The 19,190-nt window shown below is 30.3% G+C and carries 17 protein-coding genes and 1 tRNA gene; 9 read left to right on the plus strand and 9 right to left on the minus strand.

What is annotated here, in order from left to right:
• Window positions 1-77: 77 nt before the first annotated feature.
• Window positions 78-1,433: a cobyrinic acid a,c-diamide synthase CobB gene (locus C5F49_RS00535; protein WP_179362828.1), complete on the plus strand. Its 1,356-nt coding sequence runs from the start codon at window positions 78-80 to the stop codon at window positions 1,431-1,433.
• On the opposite strand, the gene C5F49_RS00540 is transcribed toward C5F49_RS00535, so the two are convergent.
• Genes C5F49_RS00540 through C5F49_RS00555 form a run of 4 tightly spaced genes read right to left on the minus strand, consistent with a single transcriptional unit; the run spans window position 1,422 to window position 4,989 of the window.
• Window positions 1,422-2,063, minus strand: coding sequence for a precorrin-8X methylmutase (locus tag C5F49_RS00540; RefSeq protein WP_179362829.1), 642 nt, complete (start codon window positions 2,061-2,063; stop codon window positions 1,422-1,424). The genes C5F49_RS00535 and C5F49_RS00540 overlap by 12 nt on opposite strands.
• Window positions 2,053-2,805, minus strand: a complete 753-nt coding sequence (locus tag C5F49_RS00545) for a sirohydrochlorin chelatase (RefSeq protein ID WP_179362830.1) — start codon at window positions 2,803-2,805, stop codon at window positions 2,053-2,055. The genes C5F49_RS00540 and C5F49_RS00545 overlap by 11 nt, the downstream gene beginning before the upstream one ends.
• Window positions 2,802-3,854, minus strand: coding sequence for a cobalt-precorrin 5A hydrolase (locus C5F49_RS00550; protein ID WP_179362831.1), 1,053 nt, complete (start codon window positions 3,852-3,854; stop codon window positions 2,802-2,804). The genes C5F49_RS00545 and C5F49_RS00550 overlap by 4 nt, the downstream gene beginning before the upstream one ends.
• Window positions 3,855-3,885: 31 nt before the next feature.
• Complete coding sequence (locus C5F49_RS00555; protein ID WP_179362832.1) at window positions 3,886-4,989, minus strand: cobalt-precorrin-5B (C(1))-methyltransferase; 1,104 nt, start codon at window positions 4,987-4,989, stop codon at window positions 3,886-3,888.
• A gap of 79 nt (window positions 4,990-5,068) precedes the next feature.
• On the opposite strand from C5F49_RS00555, the gene C5F49_RS00560 reads away from it, so the two are divergent.
• Window positions 5,069-5,938 carry an SDR family oxidoreductase gene (locus C5F49_RS00560; protein WP_179362833.1) on the plus strand — a complete coding sequence of 290 codons (870 nt, stop codon included), beginning with the start codon at window positions 5,069-5,071 and terminating at the stop codon, window positions 5,936-5,938.
• Here C5F49_RS00560 and metK read toward each other — a convergent pair.
• Both metK and C5F49_RS00570 read right to left on the minus strand, forming a co-directional pair.
• Window positions 5,915-7,081 (minus strand): methionine adenosyltransferase, encoded by a 1,167-nt coding sequence (gene metK, locus C5F49_RS00565; protein WP_179362834.1) that lies wholly within the window; start codon window positions 7,079-7,081, stop codon window positions 5,915-5,917. The genes C5F49_RS00560 and metK overlap by 24 nt on opposite strands.
• Window positions 7,082-7,097: 16 nt before the next feature.
• Window positions 7,098-7,343 carry a U6 snRNA-associated Sm-like protein LSm6 gene (locus tag C5F49_RS00570; RefSeq protein WP_179362835.1) on the minus strand — a complete coding sequence of 82 codons (246 nt, stop codon included), beginning with the start codon at window positions 7,341-7,343 and terminating at the stop codon, window positions 7,098-7,100.
• Between the two features lie 108 nt (window positions 7,344-7,451).
• Here C5F49_RS00570 and C5F49_RS00575 point away from each other — a divergent pair, with 108 nt between their 5' ends.
• The gene (locus C5F49_RS00575; RefSeq protein WP_179362836.1) at window positions 7,452-8,111 is read left to right on the plus strand and encodes an ATPase domain-containing protein; all 660 of its coding nucleotides are present in this window, start codon (window positions 7,452-7,454) and stop codon (window positions 8,109-8,111) included.
• Window positions 8,112-8,236: 125 nt separating this feature from the next.
• Window positions 8,237-10,951: a DEAD/DEAH box helicase gene (locus tag C5F49_RS00580; RefSeq protein WP_246275346.1), complete on the plus strand. Its 2,715-nt coding sequence runs from the start codon at window positions 8,237-8,239 to the stop codon at window positions 10,949-10,951.
• Here C5F49_RS00580 and C5F49_RS00585 read toward each other — a convergent pair.
• The gene (locus C5F49_RS00585; protein WP_179362838.1) at window positions 10,948-12,345 is read right to left on the minus strand and encodes a single-stranded DNA-binding protein; all 1,398 of its coding nucleotides are present in this window, start codon (window positions 12,343-12,345) and stop codon (window positions 10,948-10,950) included. The genes C5F49_RS00580 and C5F49_RS00585 overlap by 4 nt on opposite strands.
• Before the next feature lie 224 nt (window positions 12,346-12,569).
• Between C5F49_RS00585 and C5F49_RS00590 the strand changes: the two genes are divergently transcribed.
• Together C5F49_RS00590 and C5F49_RS00595 are read left to right on the plus strand one after the other, a co-directional pair.
• On the plus strand, window positions 12,570-13,508 hold the full coding sequence (locus C5F49_RS00590) for an ABC transporter ATP-binding protein (protein ID WP_179362839.1): 939 nt from the start codon (window positions 12,570-12,572) through the stop codon (window positions 13,506-13,508).
• On the plus strand, window positions 13,492-14,253 hold the full coding sequence (locus C5F49_RS00595) for an ABC transporter permease (protein ID WP_179362840.1): 762 nt from the start codon (window positions 13,492-13,494) through the stop codon (window positions 14,251-14,253). Before C5F49_RS00590 ends, C5F49_RS00595 begins: the two co-directional genes overlap by 17 nt.
• A gap of 3 nt (window positions 14,254-14,256) precedes the next feature.
• Here C5F49_RS00595 and C5F49_RS00600 read toward each other — a convergent pair.
• A tRNA-Gln gene (locus C5F49_RS00600) sits at window positions 14,257-14,329 on the minus strand.
• Window positions 14,330-14,398: 69 nt separating this feature from the next.
• Entirely contained in the window at window positions 14,399-15,427 is a 1,029-nt protein-coding gene (locus C5F49_RS00605; RefSeq protein ID WP_179362841.1) for a DUF354 domain-containing protein, read from the minus strand.
• Between the two features lie 62 nt (window positions 15,428-15,489).
• On the opposite strand from C5F49_RS00605, the gene C5F49_RS00610 reads away from it, so the two are divergent.
• Genes C5F49_RS00610 through dnaK form a run of 3 tightly spaced genes read left to right on the plus strand, consistent with a single transcriptional unit; the run spans window position 15,490 to window position 19,165 of the window.
• A complete protein-coding gene (locus tag C5F49_RS00610; RefSeq protein WP_179362842.1) occupies window positions 15,490-16,641 on the plus strand; it encodes a hypothetical protein in 1,152 nt (383 codons plus the stop codon).
• A gap of 22 nt (window positions 16,642-16,663) precedes the next feature.
• The gene (locus C5F49_RS00615) at window positions 16,664-17,227 is read left to right on the plus strand and encodes a nucleotide exchange factor GrpE (protein WP_179362843.1); all 564 of its coding nucleotides are present in this window, start codon (window positions 16,664-16,666) and stop codon (window positions 17,225-17,227) included.
• A 9-nt stretch (window positions 17,228-17,236) separates the two neighbouring features.
• On the plus strand, window positions 17,237-19,165 hold the full coding sequence (dnaK, locus tag C5F49_RS00620; protein WP_218841239.1) for a molecular chaperone DnaK: 1,929 nt from the start codon (window positions 17,237-17,239) through the stop codon (window positions 19,163-19,165).
• Window positions 19,166-19,190 lie beyond the last annotated feature (25 nt).

A 19,190-nucleotide genomic window follows, 5' to 3' on the forward strand; every position in this document is an offset into this window, starting at 1 on the left:
TCAATGGATCTTACTAAAAACATTGAGGATATCTGTAATCTATCAATTTAAATAAAAAATCACCCTAGTCATGCAAATTGAGAATTCCTAGAATTGTAATTACAGGTGCTACTAGTGGGGTTGGAAAGACATCCATAACATGTTCAATAATTTATGCATTACAAAAACATGGATTTTCTGTTCAACCATTTAAGGTTGGACCTGATTATATTGATCCCGGTTATCTATCTAGCATTTCAAACAATGAAACATATAATTTGGATGCATGGCTTATGGGTAAAAACCAATTATTGAATAGTTTTACTTCAAATTCAAAATCTAAAATATCTGTAATAGAAGGTGTAATGGGATTTTATGATGGATTTAGCGGAAATTCAAATTATGCTAGTACACATCATGTGGCATCATTAACAAAATCCCCTGTACTGCTAGTTTTAGATGCAAGTAAAACTTCTCGTTCTATTGCTGCAACTGCACTTGGATTCATAAAATTCCATAGAAATTCTCGTATTGTTGGCATCATTTTAAATAAAATAGGTAGTAAAAAACATGAATTACTATGTAAAAGTGCTCTAGAAAAAACTAAAATTCCAATAATTGGTGTGATTCCAAAAAACCCTTTACTAAATATGCCATCAAGACATCTTGGATTAATTTCAACATTAGAAAATAACATTCTTAAAAAACAAATTAAGAAAATATCTAAAATTATTTCAGAAAATATTGATATTAATCAAATAATAAAAATTGCAAAAAATACATCTGATCTTACTATAAAATCTAAACCAATATCTAAAAAACCTAGAACTACTATTGCAGTTGCACTTGACACTTCATTTAATTTCTATTATCAAGATAATTTAGAAGCATTACGTCGTGAAGGTGCTAATCTAAAATTCTTTAGTCCTGTCAAAAACAAAAAGCTTCCAAAATGTGATGGTCTTTACATTGGTGGTGGCTTTCCAGAAGTTTTAGGAAACGCTCTTGAAAAAAATCATGTTATGAAAAAATCAATAAAGAAATTATCTGAAGATGGATTTCCAATTTATGCTGAATGTGGTGGATTGATGTATCTAACAAAATCAATTTTATCTGAAAATAAAAAATATAAAATGATTGGTCTATTTGACGCTGAAACTAAAATGACAAAAAAAATGAGACTAAATTACACAAAAGGTAAAATTATTTTAAAAACCCCGATATCTGAAAAACTACATAATTTTCATGGACACGAATTTCATTATTCACATTTAGATTCAGTTTCCTCTGATTCAAAATTTGCTTATACTTTAGAAATAGGTGAAGGAATAAAGAAGCATCAGGATGGACTAATTCAAGATAATACATTAGCATCTTATGGCCATCTTTACTTTGATAGCTCAAACTATGCAGAAATTTTTGTTAGAAATTGTATAAAATCTTCAAAGAGATGATTCTGCTCTAATTAATTTGAAAATTGCATTAATTGTAGCAGAGACTGAAGAACTTCCTCCTTTTCTACCTATATTGGTGATAAATGGCGTTTCCTCCAACTTTGATAATTCTTCTTTAGATTCTGCAGCACAGATGAATCCTACTGGAATTCCAATAATCAAGGCTGGTTTCACTATGCCTTCTTTGACCATTTGAATTACTTCTTGAAGTGCAGTTGGGGCATTTCCTATTGCTACAACTCCCCCATCAATATCTGACGCAGCAACCCTCATGGATACTTGGGAACGAGTTTTACCTTCTTTTTTAGCCAATTTCATTATTTTTGGTTTTGAAATATTACAAATTATATTATTTCCAAAATCTTTTGGATTTTGTTTGTTCATTCCTCCGAGTACTCCGTTAACATCAACTACTATACTACATCCATTTTTCAAAGCTTTCATTCCACTTGCAATTGCATCTTTATGAAAAATTAATTTATTTTTATCTGCAAAATCAAAATCTGCTGTTGAATGAATTATTCTTCTAACAATAGGCCATTCTTTTTCACTAAAATTATGTGATCCTATCTCATCTTCAATCATTTGCATACTGGCATCTTCAATTGATTGACCTTTCTTAGTTTGCATCTTCTACCTCTTTTGCTCTCTCTAAAATCAAATCTATCATTTTTTGATCCGTTCCAATATGTTTAGTAATGTATGATTTTTCTATAGTAGATTTTTCAAGTGCTGGAATCAAATCATTATTAATGTCAGTTTTTACATGTGCTCCTTCATGAAGAAAATAAAAAACAATTATCAAAACTTTAGGATTATCTTTTTCACATTTTTTAATTCCCTCAAAAATATCAGGTTGTTCTATTTCTAGCCAACATCTACTAATATTTCTGTAAGAATCTTTTAATTCATTTAAAATATAATCTAATGATCTTTGTGCATTAGGATCTTTACTTCCGTGTCCAATAACCATTACATCTACTTCATTATTTGAAAGAGTAACTTCATTTTCTTTTAATGTTGCAGCTATTCTACTTTCTACAATATCTGCCAAAGTTTTGTGCATACTCATTTGTTTTGTAACTACAAATTTTACTTTGGTATCTTTTTGATATTTCATTGCTTCAGTAACTGCAATTTTCACTTTTCTACCAGGATACAAAAAATAAGGAACTATAGTCAAAGAATCAATATCATGTTTCAGACATTTTGGAATTCCATCCTCAATATATGGTGGTTCTACCTCTAGGAAACAATAATCTGTAAAAACATAGTCTCCTTTTGCTTTTATTCCCTTACAAATTACATCTAATTCTTCAGATGCTTCTCTTTCTCTACTACCTCTGTCAATAAGTAATAACCCTTTTTTCAATTCATTATCCTCGCTATAGCTATTGTCAAATTTGGTGGGAATTTCTGCTTTTCTACTATCAATTCACCATTTGATACTTTGATGGCAGCAGCTTCAGACACACTTGCAGTTCCTTCAAAGGCTTTTACAGTTTCAGAAGGATTTGGAGCAGAAATCTCTGCTAAATCTTCTCTATTTACATACTCTACTGGAATTCCCATTTCTATTCCAAGATCAATCAATCCTTTTACATCCTCTGGTTTTTTTATTGATACCAATTTTGCAATTGATTTTGAACTTAGTTTGAATTTTTCTAAACAAAACTCGATACCTTCTCTGATTGTTTCTTTTGAAGTATCCCAATGTAATCCAATCCCAATTACTAAGCTCGGTGGACGATATATCACAGACTCTTTTGATACATCATCATCAATAGTTTTATCAGAAATTATCAAGTGCGCTTTGGAATTTGATTTTTTTAAATCTTCAAAATTTTCATAAATTGTAACATTTTTTGGTAATTTTTTATACCAATTTTTTTCCCCAGTCTCCTGAAATATCCCTATTGGTTCTTCATTTACCATATGAGCACTAATTTTAGTTACAGTTGAATCATCATCTATTTTCCAATTAAATTTTCTTCCCACAAGATCCACTGCAATTGTTTTGTTTACATCAGCTGCTGTGGTAATTACAGGTAAAGCTCCCAGTTTTTCTGCAATTTCTTCAGTAAGTTCATTGGCTCCACCTATATGTCCAGATAAAACACTGATTACAAAATTTGTTTTATCATCAATCACAATTACTGCAGGATCTGTTTTTTTATCTTTCAAATATGGAGCAATTAATCTGATTACTGCCCCTAATGAAAAAATACAGATTAATGCATTATTATTTTTAAAAAGTTCAACAATTTTCTCTGTTGTAGGCTCAGAATACCATATTATTCCTACTGCATCAGTTGTTAGTTTTGATGGAGCAAATACATTCCAATCGGGAAATAGTTGTTTCAAACTTTCTCCAATTTTTACTCCGTTTTTAGTAATAGCAAGAACTGTAGTCTTTTCCATAATCAAAATCTTTCAACTTTAATAAAATACCTTACTGTTCAGATTTTCTAGCTAAAATATTTCCTTCAAAATCAAACAATATTACATCAATTGGAACATTTTCTTCAGAATGTTTTCTCATATGTTTATAGGTCTCACCGCAAATCAAGTCAAAAAACCCCACAATCTTATTTTCTTGAATAATTTCTGAAACATGTCTTGCTGTATTTGCTTTTTTTATCTCTTGTATTACACTTTGATTAGCATTACATTTTTGAGCTAATTCAGCTAGGAAACTCATGTTCACTTTTGATCCTTTAACATGAGTTTGTTTTACTCCTGCTGCCATTTTTGCTAGCTTTCCAATAAAACCTACAACATATGCTCTTTTGATATCTTTTTTACCGCATTGTTGAATTGCATATCCTGAAAAATCACCAATCTGTACAAAACAATGTACTGGTAAATCTACTATTTTTTTTGCAAAATCTTCACTTCTTCCACCAGTTGTAAGTACTACTGTGTCATTTCCTGCTGCAATTGCTACATCCAAATTCTGTCTAATTGATGCCGCATAAGCTGCTGTAGAAAATGGAATTACAATTCCACTAGTTCCTAAAATTGAAATCCCATTCATAATTCCTAATCTTGGATTGTCAGTTTTTGGTCCTAACTCTTTTCCTTTAGGTACTGAAATGACTACTCTAATTCCTTTCTTTGAAAGAATTTCTTTTCCTACTTCTCTTAGATTTTCAGTAATCATTTTTTTAGGAACTGGATTTATTGCTGGTTTGTTAATTTCTAAGCCTAATCCTGGCTTGGTTACTATGCCAACTCCATCTCCACCATCTATTTCAATTTCGTTTATTTTTTCAGTAAATGACAATTCTACAATAATTTCTGCTCCATGAGTAACATCAGGATCATCACCTCCATTTTTAATTACAATACATTTTGCTTTGTCAGACTCAAATTCACACGAATCAATTGGAATTTGAATATAGGATTTTTTTGGTAATAAAATATCTATATTCTCAATTTTTTTTTGATTAATTATTGATAATAATGCAGCTTTTGATGCAGCAGTTGCACAACTTCCTGTAGTATAACCTGTCTTTAATTTTGTCTTTTCTTCTTCCACATTAGTTGTATTCATTTTATGGTATTAACTCTTATTTCTTAATTTTTGAAAATTATTCAAATAGATTTAAAATTAAAACAAACTTGGTTCTATTATGGTTAAACCTCTAAAGATTGTTGTAACTGGAGCTAGTGGATTTATTGCAAAAAATCTTCGAAAATATTTATCAGAAAAAAATCTTGAATTAGTCTCAATATCTAGAAATGACTTTAAAAATTATAAATGTGAAACTAAAATTATTTCAAAAAATTATGAAGAAAAAAATCTTCTTAAAAAAATACAAAATTCAGATGTATTAATTCATCTTGTTGGAATAGGAAAACAATCTGTAAACACTGATTATGATATGATAAATACTGAACTAACAAAATATATTGTAAATTTAAGTAAAAAAGCTAGAATAAAAAAAATTATTTTTTTAAGTGGTTTAGGAGTTTCATCAAGTACATCATTAGGTTACTTTATTTCAAAATACAATGCAGAAAAACAAATTATTAATTCTGGTTTAGATTATACAATTTTTAGACCTTCATATATTGTTGGGAAAGATGATTTGTTTTCAAGAAATTTAAAAAAACAAATTAAATCTGGAGAAATTATTATTCCAGGCTCTGGAAACTATTCAATTCAACCTATACATGTATCCGATGTTGTAAAAGTTATTTTTGAATCGGTATTGGAATTAAAATTTAATAATAAAATTATTGATCTTGTGGGGCCTGATTATGTAACTTTTGAAAAATATGTTAAACTCTTTTCTAAAGGGACTAAAACAAAAATTAGAAAAATTAAACTTGAAGAGGCGTATCATAATGCAATAATTAATTCAAAATCTGATTTTGGAATTGATGATCTCAATATCCTAATTGGTAATTTTAAAGGAAATTACAAAAAATTATCTAAAATATCTAAAATTGAATTTAAATCAGTATTGAAATTATTACAATCCGGCAGATTGCTTTAATATTTCAGATTTATCGGTTTTTTCCCAAGTAAATTCAGGTTCATTTCTTCCAAAATGACCATAAGCAGCAGTTTTTTTGTAAATGGGTCTTTTCAAATTTAATTGAGATATAATTCCAGATGGTTTCATATCAAAATTCTTTCTAACTATTTCCTCAATTTTACTTTCAGGAATTTTATTTGTTCCAAATGTATTAACATAAAGTGATACTGGTTCTGCAACTCCAATGGCATACGCTAATTGCACTTCACATCTATCTGCTAATCCTGCAGCTACAAGATTTTTTGCAATATATCTACACATGTAACATGCAGATCTATCCACTTTAGATGGATCCTTTCCTGAGAAAGCCCCTCCTCCATGTCTTCCAAATCCACCATAACTATCAACAATTATTTTTCTTCCTGTTAATCCTGCATCTCCATGTGGACCACCAATTACAAATTTTCCTGTTGGATTAATGTGAGTTTTAACTTCTTCATTCCAAAGATTTCCTAAAACTGGTTTGATTACTTTCTCAATAATCTCTCTTGTTATTTCCTCTTGAGAAACTTCTGGAGCATGCTGTGTTGAAATAACGACTGTTTCAATCTTTGTAGGTTTGTTATCTTCATATCTTACAGATACTTGTGATTTACCATCAGGTCTAACCCATGGTAAAGTACCATCTCTTCTAACTTGTGATAATTTTTGAATAAGTTTGTGTGCTAGTAAAATTGGCATAGGCATTAATTCTTTAGTTTCATTTGACGCATAACCAAACATCAAACCTTGATCTCCTGCACCTTGTTCTTTTTCTTCAGTTGCTGTAACACCTTGACTGATATCTGGACTTTGTGAATGCAGTTTTAACTCAACTTTACAACTATCCCCATCAAACATCAAATCTTTGTTATCGTAACCAATTTCTTTGATTGTCTTCCTAACTAACTTTTCTTGAGCTTTTTTATCAAATTCTGCTTTTGATGTAACTTCTCCTGACACTATAACATAATCAGTTGTAACCATTGTTTCAACTGCAACTCTAGAATTAGGATCTTGTTTAAGATATTCATCTAAAAATGCATCAGAAATATTATCACATATTTTATCTGGATGCCCTTCGGTTACCGATTCAGATGTAAATAGAAAATTATTGGTCATAAAACCACACTATTTACTAGAGTTCGTTTTCTAGTTTGATAAATAATACATTATTGCCTCTTACGATAACTCTACCATAATTTGCAATTGTCTTGCCATCATGAATTTCTTCGGCATCAGTCATAATCAAATTCATATAGGAATCTACATTGTCCATCTTTCCTTTATACTCAACTTCATTTTTCAGTCTTACTGTAACTTTCTTCTTGGTACTTTTTTGAAGAGTTGTTAGAGGTCTTTTTGCGCTAGTTGGTTGGGACACTAATTGTTCACTTAATTTGCAACTTTGTTCTCTAGCATAAAAGCCTTACCTCTTTTATGAAAATTGAAATTCCTTAAATTTTTTCTTCTATTTCTAATAATTATACAAATGATCTCTACTGGTTTACAAAAATTAGACAAATTCTTGTCAGGAGGAATCCCTGATAATGTAATTGTAGATGTATTTGGTGGAAATGGAACTGGAAAAACTCTTTTCTTGCTGCAATTAGCAATAAATTCAATTAAAAATGGTGGTAATGTTCTGTATTTAGACACTACAGGTGGGTTTAGACCTGAACGAATTATTGAGATTCAAAAAGAATTAGAAATAGAGATTAATTTATTAGAAAAAATTACTGTGTCTAGAATTACAAATACTTCAGAACAAATCAAATCCTTTAGTTCTCTTGAAGAAAGCAATTTTTCTTTAATACTGATTGATAACATAACTGATTTATTTTCATATGAATATCAAAAAGATGAATCTACATTTGAAAAAAATCTACTATTTATGAAATACATGCATGAATTATCAAAATTCGCTATTAGAAAAAAAATTCCAATAATTATTACTAATATGATTAGAATACTAAATGATACTGAGGTAGAAAATATGCAAAATGCAATTGATCCTTACACTCATATCAAAATTCATCTTTTTAAAAATTCATCCAAATTTAATGGTCAAATCTATTGGGCATTAAAAAAAGAAAATTTCTCTTACACAATTAACAAAATTGGATTATCTGATAATAGTGAAGATTTTTAACGGTCTCTTCTAATGATAAATAATGGCAGGAATTTTTGATTCAATACCAATTATCACTGTAGTTTTATTTGCACTTGGGTTAGTAGGTGTAATTGTTTATGAACGATCACGATCAAATACACCAGTTGAATCAACTTCTTAATTCTTTATTTGGAAAATTTGGTTTTTCTAAACTAACTGAAATTCAAAAAAAAGCATCACCCATAATATTACAAAAAAAAGATTGTCTTGTAATTGCACCTACTGGTTCTGGTAAAACAGAATGCTCAGTAATTCCAATCTTTTCACTTGTAAAAAATGTCAAAATATCTGGAAAAATCAAAACTCTATACATCACTCCGCTAAGAGCATTGAATCGTGATGTATTTCGAAGAATTACAAAATATGCGAATGAAAATCAATTAACACTTGAAATTCGTCATGGTGATACTAGTCAAAAAGATAGAAAAAAAATAACTGAAAATCCACCTGATATTCTAATTACAACTCCTGAAACTCTTGTTATTCTTTTAACACAAGTCAAAATGCTCTCTGCATTAACTGATTTAGAATGGATTGTAATAGATGAAGTACATGAATTACTATCTAGTGAAAGAGGATCGCAACTATCACTAAGTATTGAAAGACTAGAAATAAACTCAAGATACCCTCTTACAAAAGTTGGATTATCTGCTACTGTCGGAAATTTTGAAGACGCAGGAAAGTTTCTTGTTGGCACTAAGCGAAAATGTGAGATCATTCGAGATACTTCTGTGAGAAAATATGATGTAGAAGTAAAATATGTTGATGGGACTATTTCAGATGTTGCTCAAAAAATTATTGATTATGTTGTAGAGTTAGAATTAGATTCTCCAATTCTTCTCTTTACAAATACTAGAGGAGAAGCTGAATTTTTAGCATCAATCTTAAAAGAAAAATCATCTTTTCCAATTGAATTACACCATGGTTCTCTCTCAAAACAAGTAAGAGAAGAAACTGAACTAACTTTACGTGAAGGAAAACGTGGAATTGTAGTATGCACATCTTCATTAGAATTGGGTCTAGATATTGGATCAATTGAATTGGTAATTCATTATGGTTCTCCTAGACAAGTGTCTAAATTTGTTCAAAGAATTGGTAGAAGTAAACATAATCGAGATGCATCAGCCCAGGGATTAATTATTACAAATAATTCTGATGATGAATTTGAAACAAGAGCTATTCTTGATCGTATACATGAAGGTTCAATTGAAGAGCAAACAATTCATGAAGGTTCTCTTGATGTTTTAGCTCATCATTTAGTTGGATTATCAATGCAAATTGGTGAGGTTTCAATAGAGCAAGCTTTTGATTTAGTAACTAAAGCATATCCATTTAGAAATTTGAAAATTGAAGATTTACTTGATGTGATAAATTTACTTGATTCAAATTATTTAATATTTTTTGATAGAATAAAAATGACTTATTGGAAAAAAGGCGGCTCTTTCAAATATTATTTTGAAAATCTCTCAACAATACCTGATATTTTGAAATTCAAAGTTTTTGATAGTGTTGGAAAAAAAATTATTGGATCTCTAGATCAAAGATTTGTTGGTGATTTTGGTGATTCCGGAAATATTTTTGTCTTAAAAGGTTTACAGTGGAGAATTCTCAATGTTGATGAAAAATCATTCAGTGTAAATGTTGAGCCTTTCAGAGGGGGAGGAATTACTGTGCCATATTGGGAAGGCGAAAGTATTCCGATTGATTATAAGACTGCAAGAAAAGTAGGATCTTTTCGTAGCAAAGTTAAGAATGGAGATATTACATTGACAAATAAAATAATTGAAAAATTAACTATTGATCCAATTCCAGATCAAAATAACATTGTAATTGAATCTAATCGTTCTCAAGGATCAATAGTTATTCATTCCTGTATGGGCTCAAAAATTAATTCCACAATATCAACAATACTTTCTTCAATGCTGTCTACAATGTTGGGATCAATAGTTGACTCTCGTTCTGATGGATATAGAATTGTTTTATCTTCTACAGCAAGAATTTCAGAAAAACTCTTCATAGAAATTCTAGAAGATGATTATAATTTACAATCTGTTGTTAGTGCATCTTTAACTGGAACACATAATGTAAATTGGCGAACTTGGTGTGTTGCAAAAAAATTTGGAGTCGTTGGTCGTGGTGCAGTATATGAAAGAAAATCTGCCAGATTTTTATATGAACGATATTCTAAAACAGCACTTGTACATGAAGCGTTACGTGAATTATTTCATGATAAATATGATCTTAAAAACACTGAAAAAATTCTAAAAAAGATCAAAGATGATGAAATTCATGTTACTTGGTTAGAAGTTGATAAATTCTCAAAATTGGCTGAACCTGTTTTAGATCACACTGCAAAATATTATGCATCTCCAGCAAATCTTGATAAAGGAATTATTGATCTTGTTATAGCCAGACTAGAAAAAACTAAACATCGTTTGATTTGTGCTCGTTGTGGAAAATGGGAACGTGTAATGCAAACCTTTGAGGTAAAAGATTTGATGATTTGTCCTTATTGTAAGGCAAGACAAATCACTGCTACATATTATTCAGATTATGATTTACCTAAAATAATTAGAAAAAAACATGATGGAAAAAAACTTTCTACAGAAGAAAAACACAAGTTTGTTCGTGCCTGGAAAGTTGCCTCATTAATTGAAAATTTTGGTAAAACTGCCATTACTGTAATATCTGGATATGGTGTGGGTGCTGACACTGCTGCAAGAATTTTAAGAAATATGGTTGATGAAGAACATTTGTTTAAACAAATCTATGAAGCAGAAAGACAATATGTTGTGACGAGAGGTTTTTGGGATTCTTAATTCTTTTTTGTAATTTTAGAAAATGGGGTGATGAAAAGTTCTATTCTACCTTCTAGTCCAGGTTTTGCATTTAGTCCTGTAATTGAAATAATTTCTCCCAATTCGCATTTATCAATAATCCTTGCTTGATTTCTCCAACCTTTTACCCAAATTTGACCTGTATCATCTTCAACAAACATTTCTGAAAGTGCTATTGATTCACCTGATTTTGTTTGAACTTCACGTCTTTCAGGAACTTTCAAAACTATTGCTTCAATACAATAACTTGCATCTACCTTGACATCATTAATTTTAGTTCTAATCTGAGATAATGAAGGAATGGATTCATCATTTTCTAATTTTCTCACAAAAGAATTTTCATCTAATGATATTGAATTTCCATAAACTTTTGATGGCATGCATTCAATGACATCTCCTTCTACACAAATACTAGTTGAGTTTGACGAATCGGTGATGTTGAATATTTTTTTTTTATTATCAACTGCTAAAATCATACTTTTACCATTTTCTGTTGGTGTTATGGAAAGAACTCTTGTAATTATTGGCTCTGCTTCTTTACCGCCCTCAATTTCAATTATTGTAGAATCATTTCCATGAATTTCAAGGCCTTGATTTCCAGATTTCACTCTGACACCAAGTAATCTTACTTTGGCAGATTGTGAAATCATATTTGGTATGGCCGATTCGTCTTTCCCCCATAGAACTACTCTCATTCCACTCCCATCTTTTCCTTTTATTCTCATTCTTAGCGCTTTTCCAGGCATGCCGCGAGAATTTGTAAATTCCATTCCGCTGATCACTCCATCAATAGTTCCAGAAATTACTAGATCTTTTTGACCTTCTTTAGATTCACTAATATCTTTTGTAATCGTATCAATAGTTGGAATTTCACTTTTAGTATCTGTAGTTTCTATATTTGATCCAGAACCTATGTTAATTGTTGGAGAGCCATCTAGATCTGATTTTACGTAAGCTTTGATTATTTTAATTAAATCTCCTGGTTTTAGATTTTCAAGGCTAGGAAGATTTGCTTTTTCATCCCATAATTTTACACTAGCTGTAGAATTTGTATCGTATACAGTCATTGTTCTAAGGTAAAATGGAGAGCCGTCCTTTCTAGAAAATTGTTTTGCAGGTGAAAGATTCAAAACTCTTGTTTCTAATGAAATTTCTTTTGCCCCAGCGTATAGATCCTTTAAACTAATTTCAACTTTTTCTGGTTCTGATAATGTAATTCCGTAATCTGATGCAATTAGAAATAATGCCCCCTGGTCTGTAAGATAACCTGCACCAATTTTTTCTTTCTTTTGCTTAATCTGTTCTTCAAGATCACTTTTAGTTAATTCTGGCTTTTGTGCAAGTAATTTATCAATAAGATTTTCAAATTCAGACAATTCATTTTTTGATAAACTTAATCTATTAATAAAAATTTCATTAAGGTAAAATTTTATTTATTTACCAAAATGATCGCTTAAACATATTTTTCTCCAATTTCAAAATCATGAAGATCGCCTATTTTCAAAATCTCTACATGATTTATCATAATTAATTCAAATTTTCTAAAAAATATCTTGATTTACCTCACTAACTAAATTAATAGGAAGATCGCAGTTTTGGTATGTCGTGTATTGATGTGAATCATCTATCAAAATTATATGGCTCAGTTCATGCAGTGGATGATCTAATTCTATCAGTAAAATCAGGTCAAGTTTTTGGATTTTTAGGCCCTAATGGTGCAGGAAAATCCACAACAATTAAGCTTCTTACAACACTCATTCCACCCTCAAGTGGCTCATTATCTATTTTAGGCATTGATGCTGTAGCAGAACCTCTCAAAATTCGTCATAAAATTGGAGTAGTCTTGCAACAACCCAGCTATGAACCTACATTATCAGTGGAAAAATCTCTTGAAAAATATGGGATGATGTGGAATGTTCCTAAAACTGAACGTAAAAAAAGAATGGAGCAACTTTTGAATGATTTTGATCTAGTTGAAATTCGTAAAAAAAGAAATGAAGATCTATCTATTGGTCAAAGAAGAAGAGTTCAAGTTGCACGTGAATTTATGCATGATATGGAATTATTATTTTTAGATGAACCTACAGTTGGATTAGATCCAAGTGCTAGACGAAAATTATTAGATTATTTAAAAAACAAAGTTAAAACAGGATTGACAATTTTTTACACTACACATATTTTATCTGAAGCAGAATATTTGTGTGATCAAATAGCTATTATTGATAAAGGCAAAATTGTTACTGTTGATTCGCCTGATGCATTAAAAAATAGATTTGGAAAAGAAAAAACTATTAAAATTCATTTATTAGAAAAACAACCTGAAATAAGTTCTCTTTTATCTGGTATTGTTGATTGTAAAATTGATTTTGAAACTGGAACAAATATAATTATTCGCTCAGAGCAATCTGAATTAGTATTGTTGAAAGTATTGAAAATACTTAATGATAATAAAATTGATATTGAAGATCTTTCAGCTGTACCCACAAATCTTGAAGAAATCTTTTTGAATATGGTAAGAGAAAATGCATCCAATAATTAGACTTGTAAATAGAAATCTTACGATTTCTCTTAATCCTGGGTTTTTAATTTGGCAAGTAATTTTCCCTTTAATCTATATTTTTGTAGCTGGTTTTGCTTATGCTCCGTTAATCAATGCTGTTCCATTTGGAAATAAAGAACTTGATTATCCTGCATTTCTAGCATCTGGAATGATTGGGTTTAACATAATGAACAGTACACTGATCTCTGGTATTATAATCTGGAATGATAGAAAACATGGAATGTTTGAACAAATTATGTCTGGACCATTCACTAGGAGTCATTACATTCTAAGTAATATTTGCACAATTGGGATAATTGGATTAGTTAGTGCAGGATTAATAGCTGTAGTTGGATACCCTGTATTTTTTGAATCTGTAGAATTTTCATTTGTTACAATTCCAATAATCATTTTTGGTGCTATTACAGGCTCAGTTCTTTTTGGTTCTTTGGCATCAATTATCTCAACTAGATTACGTTCAAGTGAAGGATTCAATGTAATAATTAATACTGTTTTTCTTTTCTTTGCTTTTGTTAGTACTGCATTTTATCCTGCAGGTGGGGCTCCAGAACCATTACGTACTGCATTTTATCTAAATCCATTAACATATCTTGTAGATGTAATTAGAGCAGGAATTTTTGGTACAATCAATGAATTTGTAATTATTGAAATGATTGTTCTAGTGGCAATTGCCTCAACTTTATTTGTTATTGCTTCACGACTTCTTACGAAATTAGATTTTTAAAAGTAGCCCGGCCCAGACTCGAACTGGGGTCAAAGGCTTCAAAGGCCTCTATGCTTGACCGCTACACTACCGGGCTGCTAAATCGAACACTGATACTCCCTTAATGAACTTTTTTTCAATTTTATTATATTGAACATATGAAAAATTATTGTTTTAATTCTTTAACTAGTATTTTGATAGGATCTTCCATTTCAGAAATAATCTTTTTTACTCTTTTTTCATGTTCTTTATTTGTTGATGTAAAAATTTTGTTAATATTTTTACTAATTTTACTTGGATTTGTTTCTCTTTTTACAAGGTGTTTTTTTACTAAATAATTTTCGATAATATTTGGTACGGCATTATATGAAATTGTTGGAATTCCTAATAAAGCAGATTCTGCAGTCATGGTTCCACCTGATCCGATAAACACATCAGTATTTTTTAACAAATGTTTTCCATCAAAAGACATTTTTACAATATTTGCTTTTTGACCAAAATGTCTTTGAAGATTTTTAATTTGTTTTGAATATCTTCCTAAAATAACAATATTTTCATTCTCAAAATTATCTGTGATGTTTTTAATTATAGATAAGATTTTACTTGATTTTTTTATGTAAGAAGCATGTTCTTCTTCCATTCTAATCAAAATATTTTTTCTATTATTTTTCTTAAATGGTAATGGTTTTTTTCTATTAATTTTTCTCTTTATCGTAACTGCAGCATCAATAGATTTGTATGAAATAATATCTCCTTTATTTATTCCATATTTTGAAAATTCTTCTTTTGGTATGATTTTTGGAATAAGTAATTTTTGAATTAAAGGCAATGTTAATCTCATTACTGCATTTGCATGAGGAGAATCACAAAATGCCACATGTTTTATTCCTAATCCAAAAGAAATTCTTGCAGCTTCTGGAGAACAAAAACTTATTGTTATATCTGGAGAAAATTTTTTAATTTTTTCAGTTAGTTTTGACATTCTATTAATACTTGATTTGAGTTTACTTTCATTGTCTTTACCACCATGTTTTCCAACAATAATGAGGTTAAAATTCCGAATTTCAGCTAATTTAGCAATTTCACCATAATTTCTAGATGTACACAAAAGATCGTGTTTTTTACCTAATTTTTCAATTATTGGTTCAGAAAATAATAATTGTTTTGGTGTAAGAATATCTATCCAAATTTTCAAGTGATTTCTCTAATTATGGTAAGTTCAATAAGTTTTTCTTAGTGCAATACTTGCTCTAATGTATGGGGGGAGCAAAAGTTGTTGTTTATGGTCTTAGTACAGAAGGATATGCAATTGCATCTCAAATGGCAATAAAGGGTGCTGATGTTTACATAATTGATGAATCCACACCGTCAGCAATTTCACTAAAAGCTGAAATTGCTAAAACATATCCAAATGTATCTTCTCTCAAAGAAGATGAACCTCTATTAGCTATGGAACCAATTGATGTAGCAATTTCAAAAGCACAATATCTTTTCTTTACGCCAAGAATTAGAAAAACTGGTCAAGATATTAAAACTGAAATTCATTCCAAATTTAAGGATGCAGTTGCATCAATGAAAAAAAATAGCTCAGTAATTTTTACACTTCCAACAGGATTTGGAGGTAACAATGAAAATATTTCATTACTTGAACATGTAACAGGTCTTGAGACTGGAAAACATATTTCATATTTTTACTACCCTCTTGAAGATCTTAAAGAACAACCTAAAATTATTGGATCCTTTAATGGAAAAGAAGATTCAATTTTAGCTGAATTACTTACAGTAGGTAAAAAAGAGAAAAAGTTTGTAGCAATTTCGTCCTCTGAACATTTTCATGCAATTGATGTTTTATCTAGATTTTCTAGTCTATGCAGCGTTTTAGAAGTTTGTAAATATGCTCAAGATGATATTACTAAAAATGATCTTTCTTCAGATGATTTTCAGGAAATATTTTTAGACAATATGATTAGTGGATTATTTGATTTAAAATCTCTAGGCTCATCCTTTGAAGGTGCAAATTCTCTCATGTATTTAATTAATGGAAGTGTTAAAGGAATTGATGGATACATTAAGCGTTTAATTGATGAGATTCGTTCAACACTAAAGAAAAATGATCTAAAAGCAAGTAGAACAAAGATCGCATTGTCTTGGACACTTGATCAACATGCAATGCGTGGAGATAAAATTGAGATGCTTCAAAATCTAACATCTAGATTACGTGATTATATTGGTGATGTTGAAGCTTACGAAGATCCAAACTTTGATCTTTTCCATAGTGATAAAACAACAATAGTTGTAGCTTGTTCAAAATCCGATTTTGATAATATTGAAAAAACAAAACAGGATTCTGATTTAATTATTGTAAAAGCTAATCCTTTATGTGAAACAATCAATAATAGTATAAATTAGCTAAATTACTATTTTCATTGAATTGTCCAATGAATCTAATTCTGATGAAATACCAGTTAATGTAGTATCTGAAAATGAAGATGAAAATAATTCTTCTACGATGGAATCAAATTCTTTAGAATCACATATTGATGAATTGACTACACAATTAGAATTAGAACAAAAAAGATCATCTGAATATGAAGAAAAATTCAAACTTGTATTGGCTGACTTTCAAAACCTAAGTAGAAAAACACAAACTGATATAGAAAATGGAGTAAATTCGAAAATTAATGAATTTGCATTAGATTTTTTACAAATTTATGATGATTTTGTTAGAGCAAAAGAAGTTTTTTCTCAAAGTAAAATTAATTCTGCTGGTCTTGATTCTATTTTAAAAAATATGGATTCATTATTACAAAAATACAATATTAAGCAAATTGATGCATTAGGGGAAATTTTTGATCCAAATTACCATGAGGCAATATCAATAATTACAGATCCTACTTTAGATGATAATACAATTACAAAAGAGCTCAGGAAAGGATATATTTCTCATGAGAGAGTTATAAGACCGACACTAGTAGAAATTTCAAAAAAAGGATGATGATAAAATATGGTTAAAATAATTGGTATTGATTTAGGAACAAGTAACTCTGCAGCAGCAGTTGTAATGGGTGGAAAACCCACGATTATTCCCGCAGCAGAAGGTTCGACAGTAGGTGGTAAGGCATTCCCATCAGTAGTAGCATTTTCTAAAGATGGAGATCTTTTGGTTGGTGAACCAGCACGCAGGCAAGCAGTTACCAATCCTGATAGTACAATAGTTGCTGCCAAAAGAAAAATGGGTTCTGATCATTTGTTTAAAGTTTTAGATAAAGAATACAAACCACAACAAATTTCTGCATTCATTCTTCAGAAAATCAAAAAAGATGCTGAAGCATTTATTGGTGAACCAGTTAGTAAAGCAGTTATTACTGTTCCTGCTTATTTTGATGATAATCAACGACAGGCTACTAAAGATGCTGGAACAATTGCTGGTCTTGATGTTGTTAGAATAATTAACGAACCAACTGCTGCATCCTTAGCATTTGGCTTAGATAAAACAAAGGAAGATATGAAAATCCTTGTATTTGATTTTGGTGGTGGTACCTTAGATGTTACTATAATGGAAATGGGTGGAGGTGTTTTTGAAGTTCTTAGTACATCAGGTGATACACAGCTAGGTGGTACAGATATGGATAAAGTCCTAATTGATTTCATTATTGATGAATTCAAGAAAAAGGAAGGTGTTGATCTTTCTCAAGATTCAACTGCAATGACAAGAATTAGAGAAGCTTCTGAAAAAGCTAAAATTGAATTATCTACTGTGATGGAAACTGATGTTAATTTACCATTTATTGCACATGATCCTTCATCTGGTGCAAAAAATTTAGAATTAAGAATTACTAGAGCAAAATTAGATGAATTGATTGGTCCTATTGTTGAGCGATGTAAACCATCTGTACTCAAAGCACTTGAGGATGCAAAACTTTCCAATTCTGATATTAATAAAATAGTGATGGTTGGTGGACCAACAAGAATTCCACTAGTGAAAAAATTTGTTAGTGAATTAGTTGGTCAAGAATCTGAATCAGGAGTAGATCCAATGGAAGCAGTAGCGATGGGTGCAGCAATTCAGGCTGGAATTATTGCTGGAGATGTAAGTAGTGATATTGTTTTACTTGATGTAACCCCGCTAACATTAGGAATTGAAACATTAGGTGGTGTTAGAGAACCATTAATTGAAAGAAATACTACTATTCCTACATCAAAGAGTAAAGTATTCACAACTGCAGCTGATAATCAAACAGCAGTTACAATCCATGTTGTTCAAGGTGAACGACCTATGGCAACTGATAACGTATCATTAGGAAGTTTTAATCTTACTGATTTACCACCAGCTCCTAGAGGAATTCCTCAAATTGAAGTTAAATTTGATATTGATGCAAATGGAATAATCAATGTTACAGCAAAAGATCTGGGAACTCAAAAAGAAGCAAAAATTACAATTGAATCTACATCAAAACTTTCTAAAGATGAAATTGAAAAATTAAAAGAAGATGCAGAAAAATTCTCTGATGAAGATAAACTAAAGAAAGAGAAAATTGATTTAAGGAATGAAGCAGAAAGTTACATTTACACCACTGAAAAATTAGTTAATCACGATCTTAAAGATAAAATTTCACAAGAGCAAGGAATTAAAATTAGTGACGCTGTTAAGGAAGTTAAAGAAGTTTTAGATAAAGAGCCAGATGAATTAAAACCCAAACTTGAAGCATTACAAACATTGGTAAATGAAGTTACTACAGAACTTTACAAAAATGCATCACCACCACCTGGTGCAGAAGGACAACAAGGTGCAGAAGGACAACAAGGTGCAGAAGGACAACAAGGTGCAGAAGGACAACAAGGTGCAGAAGGACAACAAGGTGCAGAAGGACAACAAGGTGCAGAAGGACAAACTAATGAATCATCTTCAACTGATGAACCAAAAACTAGTTAGTTTTCTAATTCAATCATTTATACTG

Source organism: Nitrosopumilus oxyclinae (assembly GCF_013407165.1).
Taxonomy (GTDB): Archaea; Thermoproteota; Nitrososphaeria; order Nitrososphaerales; family Nitrosopumilaceae; genus Nitrosopumilus; species Nitrosopumilus oxyclinae.